Raw genomic sequence first — 25,621 nt, 5'->3', positions numbered from 1 at the left:
GGGGCGCGATCAGCCCTTGAGCGCTGCGCGCCACTCGTTGAGGAACTTCAACCGTTTCATGGGTTCCATGAAACCGAGGAGCGTTTCATCGAGCGCGATCGGCTTCAAATTGCCGCCGACCAGTGCGTTGAGCGTGTCGATATTATAACCTTCGGTGGTGTCCTTGCGCAGAGCCGGCATGCCCTTTGAAGCAAGCGCGTTCTGCCCGTCCTGCGACAGCAGGAAGTCCATGAACAACTTGCCGGCATTTGGGTGCGGCGCGTCCTTCAGCAAGCCGGCAACACGCGAGAAGGCAAGCGTGTAATCCTTGCCGAAAGCAACACCAAGGTTCGGCGCGCTCTTTACCCAGTCCAGCGCGTAGGAGCCGATCAGGTTGTAGGCGAGGACATTTTCACCGGAAACCACGGTTTCGCGCATCGAGCCTGTCGAGGAATAGGATTTTCCCTTCGCCTTGCCGAGCCCCTTGGTCATGTCCCAGAAATTGCTGGTTTTTTCCAGATCGCTGGTCTGAATCAGAAATCCGACGCCGGACTTTTCCGGATCGAAAGTGCCGATACGGCCGTTATATTCACCGCTGGAAATGAATTTGATCAGGTCTTCGCGTGTCTGCGGCACCTTGTCTTCCGGCAGCGCGGTCTTGTTGTAGATCATGCCGACAGGCTCGACCGAGGTGGCGTAAACAATGTCCTTGAAGACCGCCCAGCTGGGCAGCGACGGCATTTCGGGCGACTTGTAGGCCTCCAGATAACCATCCGTCGCAAGCTTCACGCCCTGATCCATCGCCGAAGTCCAGAAGACGTCGCCACCCACCTGCTTGGCGGCGGCCTCCGAAATGATGCGGTTATAAACGCCATTGGTGCCGATATCGTTGTAGTCGACACGGATGCCGGGATATTTCTTCGTGAATGCGTCGAGCGCTGCCTGCGCCTGCGCCTGGTCGGTGGCCGCGTAGATCGTGACCGAACCCTCCTTGCGTGCGGCCTCGACAAGATCGTCACTGGCCGCAAATACCGGCATGGCCAGCAGCAGGGCCGCCGCATTCGCGGTCAGCGCATAAGAGAAAAATTGCTTCATTTCTGGTCCTCCCACAATGATTCAAGAAATCCGGGGGAAGAGAAGCGACCAAGTTACGACAGATTTTACTTGCCGACACACGCCTGAATGTCTCGATTATTTTAAGCAAAGCAATAGTACTTCCACTTCTTACGAAGCAGATCAAGCCGCCAATAAAATCGATATCCTCCCACGGATATAGTGAAAACCATCCGATAAACCGAATAGATCGCCACGCTACATAAATTTATCCATGAATCTGTCAGCAACCTGTCACGTTCAAATATGTTTTTGTTGTCATGTTTGATTTTTCATGCAATTCATGGTCCATGCGCATCCTCTTGGTCGAAGACACACGGGATGTCGGGGAGGCAATCAATCAACGGCTGGAGCGGGTGGGACACTCGGTTGATTGGGAGGCAGACGGACTTGTCGCGGCTGAAATTCTCGACTTCACCGATTACGATCTGATCATTCTTGACGTCATGCTGCCCGGGCTTGACGGGTTCGAGATATTGCGCCGTGTGCGGGCCGCCAAAAAAACGGTTCCCGTGCTGGTACTGACGGCCCGCTCGGAAATCGAGGACCGCGTCAGCGCTCTTGATCTTGGCGCGGACGATTATCTGGTCAAACCGTTCGATTTTCGCGAGCTGGATGCGCGTGTGCGCGTGCTGTTGCGGCGCAACCGCGGCGAAACCACCAATATCATCACCTGCGGCAATCTGCAGCTCGATCAGCAGAGCCGCAATGTTCGGATCGGCAAACGGGAAGTGCAGCTGAAGCGGCGCGAAATTGCCATTCTCGAGGTTTTTGCCACCCGTCCCGGCCGTCTGTTCAGCAAGGACGAGTTGATGGATGCGCTGTTCGGCTTTGACGAGGGCGTCAACCACAATGCGGTCGAGCTTTATGTCAGCCGGATACGCAAGAAGATCGAGGGTTCAGGCGTATCGATCATTACCCAGCGCGGCATGGGTTATCAGCTGGTGATCGATGACAACCCGTGAGCCATCGCTGTTTTCACGCCTCGTCATTCGCGTGGGCATGGTTCTGCTCATAGTGGCGAGTATCCTGATTTCCGCCGCCGGTTATTATGCCCAGACGGCCGCCAACAAGACCTATGACCAGCTTCTGCGCGGTGCCGCCATGCAGATTGCCGACGGCATTACCCAGAATGACGGCAAGCTGATCGTCAATCTGCCGCTCTCGGCTTTCGAACTGCTTGGCTTTGCGGAAAGGGACCGCATCTTCTATCGCATCGTCGGACCGGATGGCGCGATCGTCAGCGGTTATCCCGACCTCAATGCCGATTATGATTATGTCGCTGCCCGTTACGATCCGCAGCTCGAAACGGAACAATATCGCGGCGTGGAAGTGCGGGTCATCACCGTTTCGCGCGCGCTGGCCGATCAGGCGCAGGGCGGATGGATCTACGTCATCCTGGCGCAGACCACCGAGGCGCGCCGGGCGCTGGCCGCCGAGATAACCCAGGGCGCCATATTGATTGTCGGCATCATGATCCTGCTTGGACTTGGCGGCACCTTTCTCGCCGTGCGTTATGCGCTGAAGCCCGTCACCCGGCTGGCGCTTGCCCTGCGGCAGCGCAACCCCGAAGACCTGACAACCATGGAAATGCCCGCACCGCAGGAGCTGCAGCCGTTTCTGGGCGCCATCAACCACTTCATGAGGCGGCTGGACGAACGTGTCGTGCGGCTGCAGCAGTTCATCGCCGATGCCGCACACCAGATACGCACGCCGCTGACCGGGCTTTCCGCCCAGGTGGACATGCTTGATGAAGCGAGCATGATCCCGGAAAATCGCGAGCGCACCCAGCGCATCAAGATACGCACGGGCGAACTGGCGCAGCTGACCAACCAGCTGCTCAGCCACGCCATGGTCATCCATCGCTCCGGCACCATCCAGCTCGAAAACATCAATCTGGTTGCGGTGGCGCGCACGGCGTTCCACCATGCCGTTCCGCTGACCGTCGATCCCGACATGGTGATTTCGTTCGAGGCCGACGAAGCGTTGATGCCGGTCAAAGGCGACCCGGTCAGCCTGCGGGAAGCTATCGCCAACATCATCAGCAATGCGCTGCGCCATGGCGCGGTGTCGCGCCTTGACGTCCGGGTGATGCAACATGGCGAGCGGATCTGCGTCGAGGTGGAAGACGACGGACCGGGCATTCCGCCGGAAAGATGGGATCAGATGTCACGCCGTTTCAACGCCACATCTCCCAATGTCGGCACCGCCTCGGGGCTCGGGTTTGCCATAGCAGCGGAAGTCGCGGTCGCGCATGGCGGCCTGATCCGCTTTCGCGAAAAGGGCGACGCGGGTTTCACCGTCATCCTTGACTTGCCTTGCGCCGGGGAGGACAGCGCGTGAAAAAACTTTTCCTGGCAATCCTGTTTTCAGCGCTGGCCACGGGCTCGGCCCTCCCGCAGCCGACGGAGGGCACCTCGACATATTTTCCCGCCCCGGCCGAAGAGACGGGCCGTCTCGTCATCAACGGCGCGGCCGACACATCCGCCCTGACACCGCTTCTGCTCGATTTTCAGCAGATCGAACCGAACATCGCCATCGACTACACCGATTTCGTCACCAATGATCTCTATCGCGAGGCGGACGCCGCCTGCCGGGAGGACAAGGATTTCGGCGACCTTCTGATGTCATCCTCGGTGGACCAGATGGTGAAGCTCGCCAATGACGGATGTGCCCTGTCGCATGTGTCGACAGAGACGCGCGCGGTGGAGAACCACGCCAATAGCTGGCGTGACGAGGTCTATGGCTTCACATTCGAGCCAAGTGTCATCGTTTATAACAGCGATTATGTTCCGCCGCAGGACGTGCCGCATACGCGCGCCGAACTTGCCGATCTGCTGCGCCGAAAACAGGAGTTCTACCGCGGCCACGTCGCGACCTATGATCTTCGCCAGTCAGGCGTCGGTTATCTTCTGGCCTTCCTCGACGCGGAGCAGAATTCCACCGCCTATGGCCGCCTGCTGGAAAGCATGAGCCGCGTCGACACCCAGCTGCGCTGCTGCAACAGTTCCGTGCTCTCCGATATTTCCAACCAGAAAATATATATAGGCTACAATGTCATAGGCTCCTACGCCTATGCGGCGACCCTGCGCGATCCGAAGCTGAAGATCGTCTTGCCGCGTGATTATACCCTTGTTCTGAGCAGGGCGGCGCTCATTCCGCAAAAGGCAAGGCGGCCAGCGCTTGCCGGACGCTTCATTGATTATCTTCTTTCGGAACGCGGCCGGCGTATCGCCCGGGAAAAATCCTTCTTCTTCTCGCAGGACGGAACCATGCCGACCGGTGTCGATGGCCCTCCCTCGCTCATCGAAAGTGGTGTCGGACGCCTCATCCGCATCGGCCCCGCCCTTCTGGCGACGCAGGACGCCGCCCAGCGCAAACGTTTCATCGACGACTGGACCGGCGTGATGACGTCCGGAAACAATTCCGGAGCGAACTGATATCTTGGAAAAAATAGGACGGCACCCGGCGCATTCGGGCTGGCGGTGCGACTATTGCCGCCTCCATGCTGCGATGGACCGGCGCATGGTTTCGGATGCCCGCCTTTCGGCAGGCACCCTTCAGATCATTATGACGCGCTTCAGATAACGTGTCATGTCCGGGAGGCTTTCACCTCCCGGTGCCGAAACCTCAATAATGGACCGAGAGGGAATCGATCGGCGTGCCCTTCGACGGGGTGAACTTGGTCAGATCGATCCCTTCGACGGCTGCCTTATACTCTTCCGCACTCGGCGTGCGGCCAAGGATTGCCGACAGGACGACGACCGGGGTCGAGGCCAGAAGCGATTCACCCTTCTTTTCAGCCGTGTCTTCCACGACGCGGCCCTGGAACAGGCGGGTCGAGGTTGCCAGAACGGTGTCGCCCTTTTCCGCCTTCTCCTGGTTGCCCATGCACAGGTTGCAGCCCGGGCGTTCCAGATAGAGGATGTTCTCGTATTCGGTGCGGTTGGTGGTCTTCGGCTTCAGGTCATCGAATTCGAAGCCGGAATACTTCTGCAGGATTTCCCAATCCCCTTCCGCCTTCAGCTCGTCGATGATGTTGTAGGTCGGTGCAGCGACGACGAGCGGCGCCTTGAACTCGACCTTGCCTTCGGCTTTTTCGATGTTCTTCAACATCTGGGCGACGATCTTCATGTCGCCCTTATGCACCATGCACGAACCGACGAAGCCCAGATCGACCTTCTTGGTGCCGCCATAATAGGAGACCGGGCGGATCGTATCATGGGTATAACGCCGGGAGACATCGGCATTGTTGACGTCGGGGTCGGCGATCATCGGTTCGTCGATGACATCCAGATCCACAACGACTTCGGCGAAATATTTCGCATTGTCGTCGGGGGTCAAGGCAGGCTTTTCGCCCGAGCGGATTTCGGCAATACGCTGATCCGCCTTGGCGATCAGGCCCTTCAGCGTCTGGGCGGCATTGTCCATGCCCTTGTCAATCATGATCTGGATGCGCGACTTGGCGATCTCCAGCGACTCGATCAGCGTCTCGTCCTCAGAGATGCAGATCGACGCCTTGGCCTTCATCTCGGCCGTCCAGTCGGTGAAGGTGAAGGCCTGGTCGGCGAGCAGCGTGCCGATATGGACTTCGATGATGCGGCCCTGGAACACGTTATCGCCATGCTGCTTCAGCATCTGCGCCTGCGTCGCATGCACGACGTCGCGGAAGTCCATATGCGGCTGCATCGTGCCCTTGAACGTGACCTTGACCGATTGCGGGATCGGCATGGTCGCCTCACCCGTCGCCAGCGCCAGCGCCACGGTGCCCGAGTCGGCGCCGAAGGCGACGCCCTTGGACATGCGCGTATGGCTGTCGCCGCCGATGATGATCGCCCAGTCATCCACGGTGATGTCGTTCAGCACCTTGTGGATCACGTCCGTCATCGAATGATAGACGCCCTTCGGGTCGCGCGCGGTGATGACGCCGAAATTGTTCATGAAGGACATGAGCTTCGGAATATTCGCCTGCGCCTTCTTGTCCCAGACGGAGGCCGTGTGGCAGCCCGACTGATAGGCGCCATCCACCAGCGGCGAGATGACGGTTGCCGCCATCGCCTCAAGTTCCTGCGCGGTCATCAGGCCGGTCGTATCCTGCGAGCCGACGATGTTGACCTTGACGCGAACGTCCGAACCGGCATGCAGCACCTTGCCGGGGGTCACGCCGACGGCGTTGCGGTTGAAGATCTTCTCAACGGCAGTGAGGCCCTGACCTTCGATCGCGATTTCCTTGTTCGGGGCAAAGACCGGCGTCGCCTCGATGCCGAGCGTCTGAGCCGCAAAGGTCTGGAGCTTCTTGCCGAAGACGATCGCATAAGAGCTGCCCGCCTTCATGAATTCCATCTTCTGGGGCGTGAAGGCGGCGGCAACGTCGACCAGCTCATTGCCGCTTTCGTCGCGAAGCTTGCGGTTCTTGGCGTCGATCTTCAGGACAGTGCCGGTCTCGACCGAATATTTCTGCTCGAGGATCGGGTTGCCGTCATTGTTGAGGATCGGCTTGCCGTCTTCACCGAGCTTCTTCACCCAGTTCTTCAGGTTGATGCCGATACCACCCGTCACATCGACGGTGGTGGCGAAGATCGGCGAGATGCCGTTGGTGCCGGCAACGACGGGTGCGAAATTGACGAAGGGCACATAGGGGCTGGCCTGCTTGCCGGTCCACAGCGCCACGTTGTTGACGCCGGACATGCGTGACGAGCCAACGCCCATCGTGCCCTTTTCGGCGATCATCATCACCCGCTTGTCGGGATGCTGCTTCTGAAGCGCGACGATTTCCGCCTGCGCTTCCGGCGTGATCATACACTGGCCGTGCAGCTGGCGGTCGGAGCGCGAATGCGCCTGGTTGCCGGGCGACAAAAGGTCGGTCGAAATATCGCCTTCGGCGGCGATGAAGGTCACGACCTTGATCTCGTCTTCCACATCCGGAAGCTTGGTGAAGAATTCAGCCTTGGCATAGCTTTCAAGCACGCCTTTGGCGACGGCATTGCCTGCCTTGAAGGCATCGCGCAGCCGGAACATGTCGGCGTCATAAAGGAAGACCTGGGTCTTCAGAACCTCACCCGCCTGCTCGGCAAGTGCCGCGTCATCACCGAGTGTGATGTCGAGCAGCACTTCGACAGAAGGGCCACCCTTCATGTGCGACAGCAGTTCCAGTGCAAAGGCAGGCGTGATCTCTGGCACGACGACTTCGCCGAGAATGATCTGCTTGAGGAAAGCCGCCTTGACGCCCGCAGCACTCGTGGTGCCCGGCAGCGAGTTGTAGATGAAAAATTTGAGGGCGTCCGTCCGGTATTCGCTACCGGCATCCTTGATCAGCGCAATGATTTCGGCGGTCAATGCGCCGTCATCAATCGGCTTGGGTGCGAGCCCTTGTTGTTCTCTGCTTTTGATCTCAGCCAGGTAATCCAAGTAAAGGTTCATCGCTATCCCAACGTCCTGATATGTATGGAGCCAAAACCCAGCACCACCGAACTGTCACGTCAATAGGTCTGGGTCTTGTACCGGTTTCGAGTACGCCAACCGGGGCCGGCTGACAAGATGTCGCATTTCAGTATAATCGTTTCAATCGTTCCGTTGTCCGACTGTCGCGACAAAAATGGGCGGCCCTTCTGCGAACCGCCCATTCCTATATCAGACCATCGTCTTTTCGGCGATCAAAAGGAGCCGTGAATCCGCCGTCAAAAACGCGGCAATCATCAAAACTCCTCCCAGCTGTCCGCAGAGGTGCTCAGTGCGGCATTGCCGGAAAATGCAGCCCTGATCCTGCCGCCGAGCGCGCGCGCCGGAGATGCCGCGGGCCTGTCGGACGAAGAGACGGTGCGGACCGGCGCGGAAGCTTCACTGTAACCGCCTTCGGACAGCTTGAACTGGGCAATAAGGCCGTTGAGCGAAGACGCCTCGCGTGCAAGACCGTGGCTTGCAGCCGTGCTTTCTTCCACCATGGCGGCGTTCTTCTGGGTATCCTGATCCATCTGGTTCACAGCCGTGTTGATCTGCTGGAGGCCGGAGGACTGTTCCTGTGCCGATTCCGCGATCGCCGCGACGTGCCGGTTGATGTCCTGCACTTCGGTGACGATCAGTTCCAGCGCCCTGCCGGTTTCGCCAACCAGCTGCACGCCCTGCTCCACCTGACTGTTCGATGTCGTGATCAGGTTCTTGATTTCCTTGGCGGCACCGGCGGAACGCTGCGCCAGTTCACGAACTTCCTGCGCGACAACGGCAAAGCCCTTGCCCGCATCACCGGCACGCGCCGCTTCCACGCCGGCATTCAGCGCCAGAAGGTTGGTCTGGAAGGCGATCTCGTCGATCACGCCGATGATGTTGGAAATCTGATTGGCGGATGTCGCGATCTGTTCCATCGCCGCGACGGCCTTCTGCACAACTTCGCCCGACTTTTCCGCGCCGACCTTTGCGCGGCCGACGAGATGACCGGCTTCCTGTGCACGTTTGGTGGAGTCCTTCACCGTGATGGTGATTTCTTCCAGCGCCGCCGCAGTCTCTTCAACGGCCGCCGCCTGCTGTTCGGTACGTCTCGCCAGATCATCTGCCGCAGACCGGATTTCGTTGGCGCCGGCATCGATGCCACGGGCATTCTGTGCCACCTGGGTAAGGGTCGACTGCAGCTGTTCGGCCGCCCGGTTGAAATCACCGCGAATACCGTCAAGGCCGGCAACGAACGGCTGCACGATCCGATAGGTAACGTCGCCCTGAGCGATCTTCGAAAGCGCGGTGGCAAGATTGTCGACGGCAAACTGTACGTCGGCAGCCTCTTTCGCCTTCTGCTTCTCGCGCTCTATCCGGTCCTTTTCAGAAGTCGACCGGTTGGCCTCGGTTTCATTTTCGAGCCGCACACGCTCGATTGCATTTTCACGGAAGGCCTGAACCGCAGCGGCCATCTGGCCAACTTCATCCTTGCGGTCCATTCCGTCGATTTCGCCTGCCGTATCACCGGCCGCCAGCGATCCCATGCGCTCACGAAGCCGCGCAATCGGGGTGGTGATGCCACGCGACGAGACAAACAGGCCAAGTCCGATCAGGGCCAGGGAAACAAGCGCAATGCCGATCAGGCCCGTCCAGATCGTCGTATCGGTGCTTGCGCTGAGCTGCTGCCGGCCGTCATTCATGACCTGGATAAGCTGCTCGTTGCCGGCGCTGATCTTCGGCGACACTTCGCCGATTTTCCGAAGGACGTTCAGCGCCATCTGCTGCGCTTCGGCGGTTTTTCCCGCCTGCATCAGGGCGATGACCTGATTGCCGATCTCCTCGACTTCAACGACACCCTTCAGGATATCGCGGGCGGCATCCGTGCGGGCCGGCACCAGCTCCATGATCTTGTTCTGGCGCTCTTCGAGCTGTTTGCGGTCTGCCCTGAACGTCTTGACTGCCGATTCGAAATCACTGCCGGCGGGATCATTGAGGCTGGCGCGAAGCATCTGCATGCCGAGCGCATTGAGATTGCCGCTGGTCCGGGCGTTCAGCACCGCCGCAAGAGCCTCGTTGGCGATGAAGTCGCTATAAACGCGGTCGGTATTGTTATATTGCAGGCTGACGTAGCTAATGCCGGAAAGCGACATCAAACTCATCAGCGAAATGACAAAAACGACCTTCGTTTTTATCTTGGTATTCTTCAGGAAAGACATGAATGGCCTCGGGGCAAGCGCTCCGCCAGCCGTCCGCATGGGGTGGCCGGGGAAAGATATAAAGAAACATCGCGGGTAGCTGTGCCCCTCATAGGGCTACAAGCGGACATCAACTCAAAACCGCAAAGCGTGGGTGAGATGGGGGTCCGATTGCTCTACCGGCTCCGCCGATGAAACCTTGGAACCTGCGTATTTTAGATTTCACAAAACCACTGAATGAAGTGTTACCCGGCCCATGCAAGTCATGACAATTTGCGACATTGCTAAATTATTTAGACGCTAATTTTCGTCAGCCGATCCGCGTGTCCGGGTGTCACGAAAGCGTTAAGGAAAGTCATTAGAAACGCCGCCGACCCGTTAAAAAATGCACGGCTGTGCAAAGGCGGGCCAGCGCCGTTCCGATCTTTCTAAAAAGGGTCAGCGCTCAACAATTCCACTCGCCGAGAGCACTGGAGACAGAGATGAAACGCCGCACCTTCATGATATCAGCAGCAGGCGCCGCCGCTGGCCTTGCCCTTGCGCCGCGCATGAGCTTCGCCGCCCCGGGCACGATCGACTGGTATACTGGCGCCGACAGCAACATCCTCGATTTCTGGACCAACACGGTCAAACCCGCTTTCGAGGCGGCCAATCCGGGTATCAAACTCAATCTCGTGGACGCCGGTGACAATGCCGGCATTATCGCCATCGGCGAACGCGCCATTGCAGCAAAGCAGACAGGCACCGATCCGCAGGCTGACTATTTCGAGCATTCCGATCCGCTGCTGCCCGCAGGCGCGATCGATGCCGGCATCTATGTGAACATGGCGAAAGCCGGTCTCTCCAACTATTCGCGCGTCAACCCGCTTGCCATCCGCAGCGAATACAGCCTGCCCTATCGCGGCAGCCAGGTTCTGCTCGCCTATGACACAGCCAAGCTGAAGCCCGCGGATGCCCCGAAGACCTGGGAGCAGCTGGTTACCTGGATCAAGGCCAATCCCGGCCAGTTCGTCTATAACCGTCCCGACAAGGGCGGTTCCGGCGGCAATTTCGTTCGCCGCGCCATCCATCAGGCCAATGGTCTCGACCCCAAGGCTTTCACGGTCGACAACTACACCCAGGAATTCGGCGACAAGGCACTGGGCAAGGCGTGGGATCTGCTGACCGATATCGCCCCGTCGCTTTATGACAAGGGCGCCTATGCCTCCGGCAACACCCAGTCTCTGCAGCTGCTGTCGCAAGGCGTCGTGACGATGACGCCCGTCTGGTCCGATCAGGTTCTGAAGGCGATCGATCAGGGTGTGCTTCCTGCGGAAACAGGCCTCGTTCAGCTTCAGGATCTCGCGCTTTGCGGCGATTTTTCCCGGGCCGTGGTGCTGGCGAACGGCACCAATCGCGATGCCGCCCTCAAGCTGGCGAATTTCGTTCTCTCCGAAGAAATCCAGGGCGCCATCCTAACCGAGCTCGGCGGTTTCCCCGGCGTTTCCTGGGACTATGTCCCAGCCGATTTGCGCAAGCGCTTCGCCGACATCATTCCTCAGACCATTCCGACCTTCCCGGCCGGCAAATGGGAAACCGCCATCAATGACGGCTGGTACCGTCACGTTGCTCCGAACGTCGACCGCAAGTCGTGACCGAGGCAGCAGAAGGAGCGGTCCGCCCGCTCATCGACAATATGGCAGGCAGGAGACCAATCGGCCTCCTGCTCGTCGCCATTCCCGTTTTCCTGATGATCTGGCTCGTCATCTGGCCGGCCATCAACGCCATAGGGCGCACCGTCTGGCGTACCGGGACCAATGGAAAAACGACGTTCGATCTTTCGAGCTACGTCTTCTTCTTTTCGGATCGCTACAGCCTCGACAATCTCGCCGTCACGCTCTGGACCACTCTGGTCTGCGCCATGCTGCTTCTGGTGATCTGCCTGCCGGTCGCGCTTTATCTGCGCTTTTCCCAGGGCCGCCTTTCGGCCTATGTGCAGGCGCTGGCGATCTTTCCGATGTTCGTGCCTTCCATCATCCTCGCCTTCGCCTTCATCCGCGTGCTTGGGCCCAATGGCATGGTGGATATTCTGCTCAACGCGGTCGACCTGCCGAAAATCCGCACGCCTTATCTGACCCCCTGGGGGCCGGTCATCGGCCTTGTCTGGGACAATATCCCGCTGACGGTGCTGATTTTGCTGGCGGGCCTCGGCAGTGTCGCCAACCAGTCCGTGGAAGCGGCGCGGGATGTGGGCGCCAACGCGCTGCAGGTCTTCTGGCACATCATCCTGCCGCGCATCTCCAATTCCATTCTCGTGGCGCTTTCCTTTTCGGTGCTCGGCATCTTCTCCTCCTTCACCCTTCCTTATCTGCTTGGCCCCGCATCGCCGGAAATGATTGGTCCCTTCATGCAGCGCACCCTTCGCGATATGCAGGACCCCATCGGCGCCATGACCCAGGCCGTTATCGCCTTCGGCTTCTGCATTGCCTTCGGCCTCTTTTATGTGCGCTCAGTCGCACGCAATCAGGGGAAGTAACATGGCCGCTTTTGCACCGGCGCGCAGGCGCCTCGACTGGCCCGGCATATTCTTCGCCGCCCTTCTGACCGTTGCGATCGTCGGGCCGCTCATCGTCGTCGGCACCTGGGCTTTCACCGAAGTCTGGCGTTACCCCAACGTCGTGCCGCAACAGTTCGGCTTCCGTTTCTGGGGCCAGACACTCGGACGCCCCGATGTATGGAACGCCCTGATGCTGAGCTTTCGGCTGACGACGGTGGTGACCCTGCTTTCGGCGCTGATCTGCCTTCCCGCCGCCTATGCCTTTGCCCGCATGAGCTTTCCCGGCCGCAATCTCTTGTTCTTCTCCTTCCTTGCCGGTCATGCCTTCCCGAAATTCGGGCTGCTGGTGGCAATTGCGGCGATCTTTCTGCAGCTCAACCTCATCGGCACATTCTGGGGCGTCGTCCTGATCCAACTCGTCGGCACGCTGATGTTCATGATCTGGATACCCGTCGCCGCGTTTCAGGCCGTCGATCGCCGCATGGAAGAGGCGGCCCGCGATGTGGGGGCCAGTCCCCTGCGGGTCTTCTGGTCGATCACGCTGCCACAGGCCGGGCCGACCATTGCCGCCGCCGTGCTCCTGAGCTTCGTCGGCACCTTCTATGAAACCGAAGGGGCATGGCTCATCGGCGCCCCCGGCATCCGCACGATGCCGGTGCTGATGATCAGCTACATCAACAACCAGATGGTCATCCAGTATGGCGCGGTCCTGTCCGTCGTGCTCTGGGTGCCGTCATTCATTGCCCTCATGTTCGCCCGCCGCGTCATTGGCGGCGGCGCCTTCGCCCGCGGCTTCGGCGGTTAGGAATATTCATGTCCGTACTTCATATCCGCGGGGTTACGAAAACCTTCGCCGGTGGCACCAAGGCAGTCGACAACTTCTCGCTCGACGTCGCCGATGGTGAACTCGTCTGCCTTCTCGGCCCCTCCGGTTCCGGCAAATCAACGCTGCTGCGCATGGTCGGTGGTTTCGAACAGCCGACCGGCGGACGGATCACCATCGACGGCGAAGACGTCACCCATCTGCCACCCGAGCGCCGGCCCACCGGCATGGTGTTCCAGAGCCACGCGCTCTGGACCCATATGAACGTCTTCAAGAACCTCGCATTCGGCCTCAAGCTGCGGCGCATGCCGGCCTCCCAGATCAAGGAGAAGGTCGAAGCGGTACTCGAACTGGTCGGGCTTTCCGGTTATGGCGAACGCGCCACCAGCCAGCTCTCCGGCGGCCAGCAGCAACGCGTGGCGCTCGCCCGCTCACTGGTCCTGGAGCCGAAAATCCTGCTTCTGGATGAACCCTTCGCCAGCCTCGACCAGCATCTGCGCGAGCGCCTGCGGGAAGAGGTGCGCGATATCCAGCAGCGTCTCGGCATCACCACGCTGTTTGTCACGCATGGACAGGACGAAGCCCTTTCCATGGCCGACCGCATCGTCGTGATGGCCAATGGCAAGACCGAGCAGATCGACCGGCCAAACGTCATCTACCGCGAGCCGCAGACCCCCTTCGTCGCCGGCTTCATCGGCACCATGAACCTGATCGAAGGCGTGGTTTCGGGCGGAACCTTCACCCATGCCGGCCTGACCGTGCCACTGCCCGTCTCCGACGGTCCCGCCATTCTCGCCATCCGCCCCGAGGCCGTTGATCTGACGGCATCCGAGACGCCGCAGGCAAGCGTTCACCGGGTGACCGATTATGGCACCCATGGCCTTGTCGATCTCGATCTTCCCGATGGTGTCAGGATCAAATCGATGGTCGCCCATCCCGATCTCTTCCGGGCCGGACAGGGGGTCGATATCCTGCCCCGCGCCGTCACGGCCTTTCGCGACAACCGGCAAATCTACCGGAGCTGACCATGAACATGCCTATCCTCCTCGAACGTGACGGCCACCGCACCTGGCTCAAATGGCATCGTGGCCGCCGCCGCGCCGCCGATACCGCCTTCACCGGCGAGCGCATCATCGAGGCCATGTGCCTTGGCGCGAGCATCGAAGTCGATCTCGTCATTCACGCCGACCACGGCTGCGCCGTGCTGCATGATCTGACGCTGGAGCGGGAAACCACCGGCGCCGGAAGAGTGCGAGACGCCTCCGCCGCCAACCTGCGCCAGCTGCATCTGCGCGACAATCAGGGTCAGCCCGTATCCTCAAGGGTGATGCTGCTCGAAGACCTCTGCGCCCTGCTCGCCCGCGAGATCATCCATCCCGATGCCCTGCTGCAGCTCGATTTCAAGGAAGACCGGCATGCCCTCACCCCGCAGGTCATCGCCGGTTTCAGCGCAAGCATCGCGCCATTGGCGGGCTCCATGATCCTGTCCGGCGGGGATTTCGACGCCATCGCCGCGCTTGCCGCATCGGTACCCGACCTCAAGACGGGATATGACCCGTGTGAGGACGACACACTCGCAAGGCTGCAGAGGGGCGAAGACTTTTCCAACTTCATCGAACAGGCGCTCGCCACGGCACCGGCTGCCGGAATGATCTATCTCGATTATCGGATCATCCTTGCTGCAGAGGATGCCGGCATTGATATCATCGCCCCCGTCCACGCCGCCGGCCGCCGTGTCGATGCATGGACCATCAACAGCATCACGCCGCAATCGATCACCGATGTCGTGCGGCTGTTGCGGCTCAAGGTCGACCAGATCACCACCGATGACCCGGAAGGGCTAACCGAGGCATTCAGCCGATGACCGTCAACTACACCGCCATTCTGGAAGACATGATCGCCACCACCCGCGAGGCCGGCGCATTGACGCTCCAGCATTTCAGGCGCTTCCGCGACATCGAGATCGGCGTCAAGGGACCGGGCGACTTCGTGTCCGATGCGGACCGGCAGTCCGAAACGCTGATCCGCGAACGCCTGCTCGGCCGGTATCCCTGGGGGTTGACCGGCGAGGAATTCGCTCCGGTTGACGGTTCGGATGCCGAACATCGCTGGCTGGTCGATCCCATCGATGGCACTACAAATTTCATCTATGGCCAGCACTACACCATCACCATTGCGCTGCGCCGCGGCAACGAGACGATCTGCGGGCTTGTCTATAATCCAGTCGCCGACGAGATGTTCACGACGATCAAGGGCGAAGGCGCATATCTCAACGGCGAACGCCTGCGCGTCAATGCCAGCAGCGATATCGCGCTCATGTGCGTCGGCACCGGCCTGCCAACACCCAATCTTTCGCTTTATCCCGGCGCCTACCAGCGTCTGGACGATATTCGGGGCCCAATCGGCGCGGTGCGGGTCGTCGGCAGCGCCGCCAATTCCTGCGCTTACGTGGCCTGCGGCCGGCTTACCGGTTATTACGAGGAGACAGGGTTTGTCGATACCGCAGCCGGTATCCTGCTCGTTGAGGAAGCCGGCGGCATTGTGACGGACTGGTGGGGGCGCGGGCCTGAAATCTATGAGCGGACCGGCACGCTGATCGTCGCCAATGCCGCAACCCACGCCTATCTTCTCGAGCGGCTTCGCGGCGTTCCGCCCAAGGATCCGTGAGCGGCACAGCGCGCGTGGTCAGTACATCCGCCGGCACGTATCCGCCAATATGCGGGTCCTGCGAAGGATAGCGTGATCAGTAACCGCCCGTCATCAGCACGGTTTCACCGGTCATGAAACTGCAGGCCTGCGACGACAGGAAGATGGCGGCACCCACGATTTCTTCCGGCTGCCCGGCACGCCCCATCCAGTTCAGCGTCCGGACGTATTCCGCCCAGCCTTCGGGGTCCTCATCACGACGGTGGGCATTGCGGTCGGTGTCGATGAGGCCGGGCGCGAGTGTGTTGAGCAAGACATTGTCGCGCGCATAATCCCGCGCCTGACTCTGGATCAGATTGTGCTGCGCAGCCTTGGTGGCGGCATAGGCGGTGACGATGCCCTTCGGACGCAGCTGATTGATCGACCCGATGGAAACCACCCTGCCCCATTTGCGGGCCGCCATGCGCGGCAGGGCCGCCTGCAGCATATCCACCGTCGAGCCCAGATTGACCGCCAGCTGAAACGTCAGATCGTCGGGTGTCAGTTCCGAAAGCACGGCGTTGATCTGGGCGCTGGCATTGATGACAAGAATATCGACCGGTGCTATCGCCTCGGCCCGTTCGATGAGATCACGACCGGCACCGGGTTCGGAGAGATCGCCCGCCAGTTCCTGTGCCGTGCCGCCGCTTGCGACGATCCGGTGCTGCACGGGCGCGGCAGCGCCCGGCTTTACGCCATGCAGGATGACGTGGGCGCCCGCGCCCGCCAGCCCCTCGGCAATGGCGGCGCCTATGCCACGGCTGGAACCGGTGACGAGCGCCGTGCGGCCCTTCAATCCAAAGACGCTTTCGAGACGCATCCTTTATCCTTCAAACAGCGAGATGCGCGCGCCGGCAATTCCCGGGCGGCAGGAAAACAGGCCGCCGGAGAGCGGCGCATCGGCGAGTGTGGAGGCAGGCAGGCGCGTGCGGGCGCTGGTGATGAACAGCGTCGACAAGTCCGGCCCGCCAAAGGCGATGCTGGAAGGGCGCGGCACCGGCATGTCGATCACCTGGTCGAGCTTGCCGTTCGGAAGGTAGCGGCGCACGCACCAGCCATCCCAGATGGCGCACCAGACACCGCCTTCCGCATCCACGGCCAGACCATCCGGCCGGCCATCGGCCACCGGAATGCGGGCGAATTCGCGGCGCTGCGACAGCGCGCCCGTCGCCGGATCGCAATCATAGGCATGGATGAGGCCGGGCACGGTATCGACGAAATAGAAGGTCCGGCCATCGGGGCTCCAGCCGAGACCGTTGGAGACGATGATGCCGCCTTCCTTGCGCTCGGATGCGCCATTGGCATTGATGCGATAAAGCGCACCCGTGGGCTTGGAAGCATCGATGCGCATCGAGCCGACCCAGATCGCGCCGTCCGGCCCGCATTTGGCATCGTTCAGGCGGTTATCGGCAATGCCAGCCTCCGGGCTGACGAAGGGGGTCAGCCGGCCGGAGGCGAAATCCAGCCATTCGACGCCATCCTGCGACGCCACCAGCAACCGCCCGCCGGTGACCGGAATGACGGCGCTGACCAGCTTGCCAGTCTCGCAGGTTTCGTTGCGGCCGGTGGCGGGATCGAAGCGGTGCACCGCCGGATGCAGGATATCCACCCAGTAGAGCGCGTTTTCCCCCTCGTGCCAGGCCGGGCTTTCCCCCAGCTGCGCACCCCACGGCAGAATACAGCTGAGTTCGGCGCTGGGGCGGCCCGTTGCCGAACGCGGGCGTGGCCGCGAGCTGATCGCCACGGCCCCGGCTGCACCGGTAATGCGGCGGGCTGCGGCAATCAATTCACGCCCGGCGGGATGGATATTGGAAGAATCCAGCCGCGACGACGGCCCGAGTGCAACGAGCACGCCCATCGGCGTATTGTCACGGCCCATGACAGGGGCCGCGACCGAATTCACGCCCGGCAGATGCTCCTCGTAGGAAATCGAATAACCCCGCGCCCGGGTCAGCGTCAGATCGGCCTGCAGCGCATCGAGGCTGGTAATGGTTTTGGGTGTCTGCAGATCGAGCGTCAGGCGATCCAGCAGCGCACGGCCAACGGCGGGGTCCTGAAAGGCGAGCAGCGCCTTGCCCGGTGCGGTGCAATGCAGGGGAACACGACGCCCCACCTCGACGCGCACCGAAAGACCGTTCGGCGAACGTTCGGCGAGATATTGCGTCATGGTGCCGTCAAGCCGGCACAGCGCAACCGTCTCACCCAGTTCAGCCGCCAGCCGCTCAAGTTCCGGCGTCGCCGCCGAGACGAGATCGAAGCTCTCCCAGACCTTATGGGACATTTCCAGAAAACGCTGGCCCAGCACATAGGTGCCACGGGCCTCATCCTGACGGACGAGGCCATAAGCGATAAGGGTGCGCAGGATGCGCGCGAATGTCGGCTTCGGCAGACCGGAGGCGCGCAGCAGCTCGGCAAAACGCTGCGGTTCCGGCGCATCGGCGACCATGTCGAGCAGGGTCAGGCCCTTGGCCAGCGCCGCCGTGCCGCCCGGCGTCTCCGGTTTCATTGCCTCTGCTCCTTCACGAGTCGCTGCCGCCTTGCGGCCGCCGCGTCGTCCAGCATCCGGTCCATCGTCCATTCCGCTTCAAACCCCAAAGTGTTTCTGATCCGCTCGTTGGACGTATGGTAATAAACGCCGTCGCCGGGAAAATCGACTGTCACGATGGGCAGGCCGGTCAGCGCCGCAATTTTCGGCAGAAGCGCGGCGAAATCGGCCGGCTCATCGGCGCCGAGATTGAAGGTGCCGCCCGCCGCCCCGGGGTGATCGAGAGCAAGCAGAATGCCCGCCACCATGTCGCGCGTATCGGTTATATGCATGCGGAACGGCCGGCCTTTTTCATTGCGCGCCAGAATGTGCGACGGCTCACCGATATCGCGGGACTGGAGCAATTCGGCGATGGCAGTGTTTCCAAAATTCTGCTGCTGGCGAATGCGCGGCCGCAGGAAAAATCGGGGACCGGAAAAGAAACTCTCTTCATCCAGCAGTTCCGCCGCATCCTGCGTATGCGAAAACCGCAGGATCACCGTTTCCATGGTGCCGCTTCGCTGGTGAAAGCGCACCAGCTCTTCGCCCAGAAGCTTGGTCAGACCATAGGGCGAATTGGGGCAAAGCGGATGGTCCTCGGTGACTGGCAGGAACTCCGGCCGGTTTTCCGGATAGACCTCACCCGACGAAGCGAAAACGAACCGCCGCACGCCAGCTGCTGACGCCGCATCCAGAAGCCGGCGCGTGCCCTCGACATTGACGGCGAACATGCGGTCGCGATCCGCCGGAGCCCATGACATGAAGGCGCCAAGATGCAGGACGGCGCTGACGCCCCTGATGGCCTCGGACAATGCCTGCGCATCCTCCAGCGACCCGACGACTTCCTCGCCGCCGGTTGCCGATGGCCTCAAATCAAAACCGCGAACGGCGCGGCCCTGTGCGCGCAAGGCTGCGACAACGGCACGGCCGACACGGCCTGCCGATCCGGTAACGAGAATCATAGCCGTGCTCCGGTCTTTGCATCGAAGAGATAAAGCTGGGCCGGATCGAAACCGAGCCGGAGCGCCTCATTGCCGGGAAGGCTGCCGGTATGCGAGACGCGGGCGATCAGCCCCTTGGACTTGCCCTCCTCGCCATCGGCGACCCTTGCACCTTCCGCATCGAAATAGACGTATTTTTCCGATCCCAGGCTCTCCACCAGCGTCGGACGGACATCGAAGGTAACAGGCGCATCGCCCAGAACGAGATGTTCCGGCCGCAGACCGACAATCACGCTGCCTTGGCGGCCGACGGCACCCGGCAGGGAGACCTGTTGCCCAAACAGGGTAACAGTGCCGTCACGCAGTTCCGCATTGAGGAAATTCATGCCCGGCGAGCCGATGAAACCGGCAACGAAAAGATTGGCCGGATTGTTGAAAAGCTCGTCGGGTGCGGCGATCTGCTGGATGATGCCGCCCTGCATGATGACGACGCGGTCCGCCATCGTCATCGCCTCGACCTGATCATGCGTCACATAAACGGTGGTGACACCGATGCGCTTGTGCAACGCGCCGATTTCGGCACGCATGTGGACGCGCAGCTTGGCATCGAGATTGGACAGCGGCTCATCCATCAGGAAGGCCTGCGGCTGGCGCACGATGGCACGGCCAAGTGCCACGCGCTGGCGCTGGCCGCCCGAGAGATCCTTGGGCTTGCGATCGAGATAGGGTGTCACTTCCAGAATGCGCGCCGCATCATCAACCCGGCGGTCGATCTCGGTCTTGTCGGTGCCGCGCATCTTCAGACCGAAGCCGATATTCTGGCGAACGGTGAGGTGCGGATAAAGCGCATAGTTCTGGAAAACCATGGCGATGTCGCGGTGACCCGGCGCCAGATCCGTCACTTCGTTGTCGCCGATGAAGATCTGGCCTTCGCTTGCCGGTTCGAGGCCGGCGAGGATTTTCAGCATCGTCGACTTGCCGCAGCCGGAAGGCCCGACCAGCACCACGAACTCGCCGTTCTCGATCTCAAGCGAAAACGGCCTGAGCACGTTGAGCGCGCCATAGGACTTGCTGACGTTGCGAATGGAAATATTGGCCATGCTTATTTCTCCGCGCCAGCGGTAAGGCCGCCGACCAAATAACGTTCCAGGAACAGGTAGATTGCGATGATCGGCAGTGCGATGAACACGGATGCGGCGGAAATGTCGTTCCAGTAGGTGACATATTCGCCCTGCATCGTGGTGATGCCGAGATTGGCCGTCCAGTTGTCCGGCGAGTTGACGAGGAAGGTGCGCGCATAGGCATAGTCTGCCCAGCTGAGCACGAAGGCATAAAGTGCGGTGGCGGCAAGCCCCGGCGTGGCGATGGGAAGCACGACGCGCACCATCGCGCCGATCGGCGAGCAGCCGTCGACCATGGCAGCCTGTTCCAGTTCCTTTGGAATGGTGTCGAAATAGCCTTTCAGCATCCATGTGGCGAAAGGAATGATCATTGTCGAATGCGCCAGAACCAGCGTCCACAGGCTGCCGATCAGGCCGAAGCTGGAAAAGATCGAAAACAGCGGAATGACCAGCAGCGTCGCGGGCAGCATCTTCGCCGTCAGCACGAAGAGGCCCATGGTCGCGCCACCCCGCATGGAATAACGCGACAGCGCATAACCGGCGCTGACCGAGACCAGCATCGACAGCGCCACCGAGCCAATGGCCGCCAGCATCGAATTCCAAAGCCACAACAGGATCGGTTTTGCCGCCCAGACGCGGGCGAAGATGTCCCACTGCGGATCGTCCGGCCAGAAGGTCGGCGGCAGGCGGTAAAGCTCATCGGTGCTGGAAAGTGCCGTGACCAGCAGCCAGTAGACCGGAAACAGGATCATCACCAGCGTGAAGATCACAGTCGCGTAAAGGGCAAGGCTCTGTAAAAATGTCCGTTTCATCAAAGCCTCCTCAATAGATCGATTTCGAACGCCGGCCGAGCATCAGGAGGCTCGCGACGATGCAGATCACCAGCGTCAGCACGCCGACGGCGGCGGCACGACCGAAATTGTGATACTGGAAGGCTTGGTCATAGGTCATGATCGACAGCGTCTGGGTTGAACGCAGCGGCCCGCCACCGGTCAGAACCTTGATGATGGAAAAGTCGCGGAATACCCACAGCAGCGTCAGCACCAGCGTCACGCCCAGCACCGGCATCAAAAGCGGCATGGTGATCCAGCGGAAACGCTGCCACACACTCGCGCCATCGACCTTGGCCGCCGCATAATAATCGGCGGGGATGGACTGCAGGCCAGCCAGACACATGATCGAGACGAAAGGAAAACCCTTCCACACCATGGTGATCGCCACGGCCCAGAATGCGGCCGTGGAACTGCTGACCCACGGGATCATCTGATCGGTAAAACCGAGCTTGATCGCCAGCCAGCCGAACAGGCCGAAGGAAGTGTCGAACATCCACGCAAAGATGACGACCGCGATGATTTCCGGCACCGCCCAGGGTAGCGCCATTCCCAGCCGCGCGACGGTGCGGCCCTTGAAACGGTTATTGGCGAGAAGCGCCGTGCTGAGGCCAACCGCGACGCTGCCGGCGGTAACGACGATGACCAGTTTCAGCGTTACCCAGCAGGCCAGCCAGAATTCCGGCGACGAGAACAGCCAGGCGTAATTGCTCAGCGAAAACGGCCGGCTGGCGCCGCCAAGCCTTGGTATCTTGACCTGCTGAAACGAAAGGTCAACGGCCAGCACGAGCGGCCAGACGATGATGGCGGCAACCATCAGGACCGCGGGCGCGATCAGAATATAGCCGAGGAGATGTTGCCGGCTGGGACGCGCAAGATCGAAGAACTTGCGACGCCCAGCCCGAACGGGTTCGGTCATGGATGGTCCTCCTGCCGGATGCGAATGATGGCCATGGCCCTTTACGGGCCATGGCAGGACAACAAGATCAGGACAATGGGGGATCAACCCTTGATGGCTTCGGCCTTTGCCTGCATGGTTTTCGCCACCTCCGCCGGATCGAGATCCTGAATGATCATCCGCTGGCTTTCTTCCATCACCATCTTGCTGAACTCGTTGTAGAAAAGCTCAAGCCCGGTCGGGATGCGGTCGATACCGGCTTCCGACGCGGCCTTCATTGTTTCGATCAGCACCGGAAAATGCGGGATGGTCTTTTCAACACCCGAGACATCCGCCTTCGGGCTTGGTGGGGTGTTGCCGCCAAGGGTGGCGTAACTGCGCTGGAATTCCGGCGTCATCGTCAGCTTGATGAAATCCCAGACCAATGCCTTCTGGTCGTCGGGAATATCGGCAGGCATCGCCAGTACGTTGGACGAGCCGCCAAGCGGCGGATGAAGCGGCGGCGCGACATAAACGATGTCGCTCTTGGCCGAACCCTTTTCAGTCGTGCCATAAAGCCACGGTCCATCGAGCCGCATGGCCATCTTGCCATCGGCAAACAGCTTGCGCACGTCGCTGGCGCTCATGTCCACCGGGCTGATGCCGCTCTTCATCACCGTTTTCCAGCGTGAAAGGCCCTCGACCATCTGGGGCGTGTCGATGGTGATGTTGCCGTCCTTGTCGGTCCAGTAGGCGCCGGCATCGATGATGTAGTTCAGCATTTCCGTCAGATATTGCCCCGGACCACCCTTGGTTTCGTGGCCGGTGCCGAACTGGTCGATGATGCCGTCGCCGTTCAGATCCTTGGTCGTGGCTTTTGCAGCGGCCAGAAACTCGTCATAGGTTTTCGGAACCGCAACGCCGGCTTCTTCCAGCAGCTTCTTGTTATAGGCCATGACGAAACCGAAATAGTTGGTCATGATGCAGACGGTTTCGCCGTTCCATTCGCATTTCTGCTGGCCAGCCCAGCCGGTCATGTCGATGCCATCCTTCTTCAGCCACGGGTCGAGCGGTTCCAGCCAGCCGCTATCGGCAAACATCTGGAATTCGAAGGACGCCAGATGCACGATCTGCGGCGGCTGGTTGGCGGCGAAAAGCGTGGTCATCGTATCCGCGTAGGAACTGCGCTCCGCCTTGGTGAATTCGATCTTCACCCCCGGATGCTGTTTCTCGAAGGCGGCGATGGCGGAATGCCACCATTCGCCCGTTCCGGCATCGTCGGTCTGCCAGGAAATGAACTTCAGCACGGTATCGGCCATGGCGGGCGCAACAACGCCCAAGGTCATCAAAACGGCGGTCGCAGTGCTGAACGCCAGCTTTTTCATTCTTTTGGTCATGGTTTCCTCCTCCAAAAAACCAAATCAGATACGTTCAATCAGACCGAGCGCCGCCTCCGACGGCCTTACCCCAAGTCCCGGTCCCGACGGCAGGTGATACCTGCCTTCGCGGCAATCCATGTCGCCGTCCAGCAGGCGGCGGTTCGGCTCGAAGATCGAGTGCTGGAATTCGTGTCCCTTCAGCATCGACAATGTCGACGACGCCTGCAGGCTGGCGGCAAGGAAGATGCCGGCGCCAACGGTGGCGTGCGGGATCACCTCAATGCCGTGTTCGGCGGCAAGGGCGCCGATGCGGATGAAATTGGTGATGCCCTTATGGCCCATTTCCGGCTGCACGATCGCGATACGGCAGCGTTCGATGCGGGCGCGCATATCCCAATGGGTGCGCCATTCCTCACCGACGGCAATCGGCACGTCGGTATTCTTCGAAACCTTCTCCAGACCGGTAATGTCCTCCGTCCAGACGGGCGCTTCGGCGAACCACGGGTCGAAGGGCTGCATTTCGGCAATCAGTTCCAGCGCCCGTTCCGGTGTCTGGTTCCAGTGCATGTCTGCGGCGATCTTCGCCTGGGGCCCAAGCACCTGCCGGAGATTGGCAATTTCCGCCGCCGGGCCATCATCGGCCACCGGCGTTGCGAATTTGAAGGCGTTGAAACCGCGATCCTGCCAGTATTTCGCCAGTTCCCCGCGCGCCTTCAGCGTTTTTTCAGGCAAGCCGGAAACATAGGCCGGAAACGTATCTACCCCGCCGCCGAGAAGGTCGCGAACCGATTTTCCGGCTTCCTGCCCGGCAATATCCCAGAGCGCAATATCGAGTGCGGCGAGCGCATCGACGTAAAAGCCGCCGGTATAACCGCGCACCCGCATCATGTCGTAGAGGTCGTCATAAACAGCCGAAGGATCGGACCCATCGCGGCCGATCACGAAACCGGCGAGAAGATCATTGATGAGGGCGGCGACCGCGCCGGGGGCGACGATGCCATAGGTCTCGCCCCAGCCGACAGTACCGGCCTCGGTGGTCATGCGCACCAGCACGCTGCGGTCGAAGGTGGGGTAGACCGTGCGATTACCCTTGCGCACGATGTAGCCGTTGGGATTGACCACCTCGCCTTCCCTGAGCGCGCCAAGATAGGGCACCTTGCGCGGCTGGGTCAGCGTGAAGACTTCGACGGTTGCGATGGGGCTGTTCATCATGCGGCCTCCGCGGCAACAAGGCCAAGCTCGACCAGATTGGCGTCAATATCGGCAATGGCCGCCGCATCAAGCTCGGGTGTCGGCGCACGCACGCCGACGCCTTCGATCACGCCGCGACGGGCGAGTACATATTTGGTCAGCCGCATGCGATAGACCGCCTGCAACACCAGAAGCGGCAGGGTGCGGACATAGATCCGGCGAGCTTCTTTCTGCCGCCCGGCAACAAGCGCCCGGTCGATGGCCACATGTTCCTCGGCGATCTCCAGCGCCGGCATGGCCGCCGTAGCACCCCGGGCATATTCGTCGAGAATGTAACGCGCGCCGCCGCCACCGATGACGCCCTTCAGTGTCGAAGGCGCATGGGCGATGATGTGGCTGATGGCCGGGCCGGCGGGAAGCGTTTCTTCCTTGACATAGGTCACCTGCGGCAAGGCGCGCACGATCTCCACGATCGCCTGCGGCGAAAGGTCGGAGCCGCGCGGCGCAGGCGCATTCTGCAGGATGATTTCAACCTCGGGTAGCACCTCGACGATCCTGCCGAGGAATTCGATCAGCGCCGGCGCATCCGTGCCGACCGACTTGGGCGGCTGCACCATCAGGTGGCGAATGCCGAGCACCGATGCCGCCCGCCCATGCTCGACCACCTCGCGCCAGTCGGCCGCACTGGCGCCGGCCACAACAGGCACCCGGCCGGCCACCGCATCCACGACGATCGTCAGCAGCGTTGCACGCTCGGCGGCATTCAAAGCCTCCACCTCGCTGGCGAAACCGGGAAACACGACACCATCCACGCCCTTGTCGAGCGCAAAGACCACCAGCCGCTTCATACCCGCTTCGTCAATGCCGCCATCAGCCAGAAACGGCGTGGGCAGAACAGGCAAAATCCCCTTGAGGCCAGCCACCATCTTTCTCCTCCCAATTAAGTATCATATTTTGATACCTTGAATTCACTAATTGACACTACATAGACTCGCACCCTATGA

At 60.9% G+C, this 25,621-nt stretch carries 21 protein-coding genes; 9 read left to right on the top strand and 12 right to left on the bottom strand.

The annotated features are described in order from the left end of the window. Positions 1–9: 9 nt before the first annotated feature. Entirely contained in the window at positions 10–1,074 is a 1,065-nt protein-coding gene (locus QSV77_RS18735) for an ABC transporter substrate-binding protein (protein ID WP_142843085.1), read from the bottom strand. A gap of 308 nt (positions 1,075–1,382) precedes the next feature. Between QSV77_RS18735 and QSV77_RS18730 the strand changes: the two genes are divergently transcribed. Genes QSV77_RS18730 through QSV77_RS18720 form a run of 3 tightly spaced genes read left to right on the top strand, consistent with a single transcriptional unit; the run spans position 1,383 to position 4,532 of the window. Then, the gene (locus QSV77_RS18730; protein ID WP_080843196.1) at positions 1,383–2,057 is read left to right on the top strand and encodes a response regulator transcription factor; all 675 of its coding nucleotides are present in this window, start codon (positions 1,383–1,385) and stop codon (positions 2,055–2,057) included. Further along, the gene (locus tag QSV77_RS18725) at positions 2,044–3,435 is read left to right on the top strand and encodes a sensor histidine kinase (RefSeq protein ID WP_302734630.1); all 1,392 of its coding nucleotides are present in this window, start codon (positions 2,044–2,046) and stop codon (positions 3,433–3,435) included. Before QSV77_RS18730 ends, QSV77_RS18725 begins: the two co-directional genes overlap by 14 nt. Further along, positions 3,432–4,532 (top strand): ABC transporter substrate-binding protein, encoded by a 1,101-nt coding sequence (locus QSV77_RS18720; protein ID WP_302734629.1) that lies wholly within the window; start codon positions 3,432–3,434, stop codon positions 4,530–4,532. Before QSV77_RS18725 ends, QSV77_RS18720 begins: the two co-directional genes overlap by 4 nt. Positions 4,533–4,722: 190 nt before the next feature. Here QSV77_RS18720 and QSV77_RS18715 read toward each other — a convergent pair whose 3' ends face one another. Then, complete coding sequence (locus tag QSV77_RS18715; RefSeq protein ID WP_271363342.1) at positions 4,723–7,512, bottom strand: bifunctional aconitate hydratase 2/2-methylisocitrate dehydratase; 2,790 nt, start codon at positions 7,510–7,512, stop codon at positions 4,723–4,725. 275 nt (positions 7,513–7,787) lie between these two features. Continuing rightward, positions 7,788–9,731, bottom strand: a complete 1,944-nt coding sequence (locus QSV77_RS18710) for a methyl-accepting chemotaxis protein (RefSeq protein WP_302734627.1) — start codon at positions 9,729–9,731, stop codon at positions 7,788–7,790. Between the two features lie 461 nt (positions 9,732–10,192). On the opposite strand from QSV77_RS18710, the gene QSV77_RS18705 reads away from it, so the two are divergent. Genes QSV77_RS18705 through QSV77_RS18680 form a run of 6 tightly spaced genes read left to right on the top strand, consistent with a single transcriptional unit; the run spans position 10,193 to position 15,736 of the window. Continuing rightward, entirely contained in the window at positions 10,193–11,344 is a 1,152-nt protein-coding gene (locus QSV77_RS18705; RefSeq protein ID WP_065116457.1) for an extracellular solute-binding protein, read from the top strand. Between the two features lie 41 nt (positions 11,345–11,385). Next, complete coding sequence (locus QSV77_RS18700) at positions 11,386–12,225, top strand: ABC transporter permease (protein ID WP_302735272.1); 840 nt, start codon at positions 11,386–11,388, stop codon at positions 12,223–12,225. A 1-nt stretch (position 12,226) separates the two neighbouring features. Then, positions 12,227–13,051 (top strand): ABC transporter permease, encoded by an 825-nt coding sequence (locus QSV77_RS18695; protein WP_110760116.1) that lies wholly within the window; start codon positions 12,227–12,229, stop codon positions 13,049–13,051. An 8-nt stretch (positions 13,052–13,059) separates the two neighbouring features. Further along, entirely contained in the window at positions 13,060–14,094 is a 1,035-nt protein-coding gene (locus tag QSV77_RS18690; protein ID WP_302734626.1) for an ABC transporter ATP-binding protein, read from the top strand. A gap of 2 nt (positions 14,095–14,096) precedes the next feature. Further along, complete coding sequence (locus QSV77_RS18685) at positions 14,097–14,933, top strand: glycerophosphodiester phosphodiesterase family protein (protein WP_302734625.1); 837 nt, start codon at positions 14,097–14,099, stop codon at positions 14,931–14,933. After that, the gene (locus QSV77_RS18680; protein WP_142843101.1) at positions 14,930–15,736 is read left to right on the top strand and encodes an inositol monophosphatase; all 807 of its coding nucleotides are present in this window, start codon (positions 14,930–14,932) and stop codon (positions 15,734–15,736) included. The genes QSV77_RS18685 and QSV77_RS18680 overlap by 4 nt, the downstream gene beginning before the upstream one ends. Before the next feature lie 76 nt (positions 15,737–15,812). On the opposite strand, the gene QSV77_RS18675 is transcribed toward QSV77_RS18680, so the two are convergent. The 9 genes from QSV77_RS18675 to QSV77_RS18635 all read right to left on the bottom strand — a co-directional run bounded on the left by QSV77_RS18675 (position 15,813) and on the right by QSV77_RS18635 (position 25,543). Next, positions 15,813–16,574 carry an SDR family NAD(P)-dependent oxidoreductase gene (locus QSV77_RS18675; protein WP_302734624.1) on the bottom strand — a complete coding sequence of 254 codons (762 nt, stop codon included), beginning with the start codon at positions 16,572–16,574 and terminating at the stop codon, positions 15,813–15,815. Between the two features lie 3 nt (positions 16,575–16,577). Beyond that, positions 16,578–18,260 (bottom strand): SMP-30/gluconolactonase/LRE family protein, encoded by a 1,683-nt coding sequence (locus QSV77_RS18670; protein WP_302734623.1) that lies wholly within the window; start codon positions 18,258–18,260, stop codon positions 16,578–16,580. Continuing rightward, the gene (locus QSV77_RS18665; RefSeq protein ID WP_302734622.1) at positions 18,257–19,240 is read right to left on the bottom strand and encodes an NAD(P)-dependent oxidoreductase; all 984 of its coding nucleotides are present in this window, start codon (positions 19,238–19,240) and stop codon (positions 18,257–18,259) included. Before QSV77_RS18665 ends, QSV77_RS18670 begins: the two co-directional genes overlap by 4 nt. Continuing rightward, positions 19,237–20,319, bottom strand: coding sequence for an ABC transporter ATP-binding protein (locus QSV77_RS18660; protein ID WP_302734621.1), 1,083 nt, complete (start codon positions 20,317–20,319; stop codon positions 19,237–19,239). The genes QSV77_RS18665 and QSV77_RS18660 overlap by 4 nt, the downstream gene beginning before the upstream one ends. A 2-nt stretch (positions 20,320–20,321) precedes the next feature. Beyond that, a complete protein-coding gene (locus QSV77_RS18655; RefSeq protein WP_302734620.1) occupies positions 20,322–21,152 on the bottom strand; it encodes a carbohydrate ABC transporter permease in 831 nt (276 codons plus the stop codon). Between the two features lie 10 nt (positions 21,153–21,162). Beyond that, positions 21,163–22,089, bottom strand: coding sequence for a carbohydrate ABC transporter permease (locus tag QSV77_RS18650; RefSeq protein WP_302734619.1), 927 nt, complete (start codon positions 22,087–22,089; stop codon positions 21,163–21,165). Positions 22,090–22,172: 83 nt separating this feature from the next. Next, entirely contained in the window at positions 22,173–23,444 is a 1,272-nt protein-coding gene (locus QSV77_RS18645; RefSeq protein WP_302734618.1) for a sugar ABC transporter substrate-binding protein, read from the bottom strand. Positions 23,445–23,468: 24 nt separating this feature from the next. Further along, the gene (locus QSV77_RS18640) at positions 23,469–24,635 is read right to left on the bottom strand and encodes a mandelate racemase/muconate lactonizing enzyme family protein (protein ID WP_302735271.1); all 1,167 of its coding nucleotides are present in this window, start codon (positions 24,633–24,635) and stop codon (positions 23,469–23,471) included. Then, positions 24,635–25,543, bottom strand: a complete 909-nt coding sequence (locus QSV77_RS18635) for a dihydrodipicolinate synthase family protein (protein ID WP_302734617.1) — start codon at positions 25,541–25,543, stop codon at positions 24,635–24,637. The genes QSV77_RS18640 and QSV77_RS18635 overlap by 1 nt, the downstream gene beginning before the upstream one ends. Positions 25,544–25,621: the final 78 nt, after the last annotated feature.

The sequence above is a fragment of the Agrobacterium sp. V1 genome (assembly GCF_030518355.1).
Taxonomy (GTDB): domain Bacteria; phylum Pseudomonadota; class Alphaproteobacteria; order Rhizobiales; family Rhizobiaceae; genus Agrobacterium; species Agrobacterium cucumeris.
The sequence above is the reverse complement of the archived record's forward strand: the minus strand, read 5'-3'. Positions and strand labels throughout refer to the sequence as shown.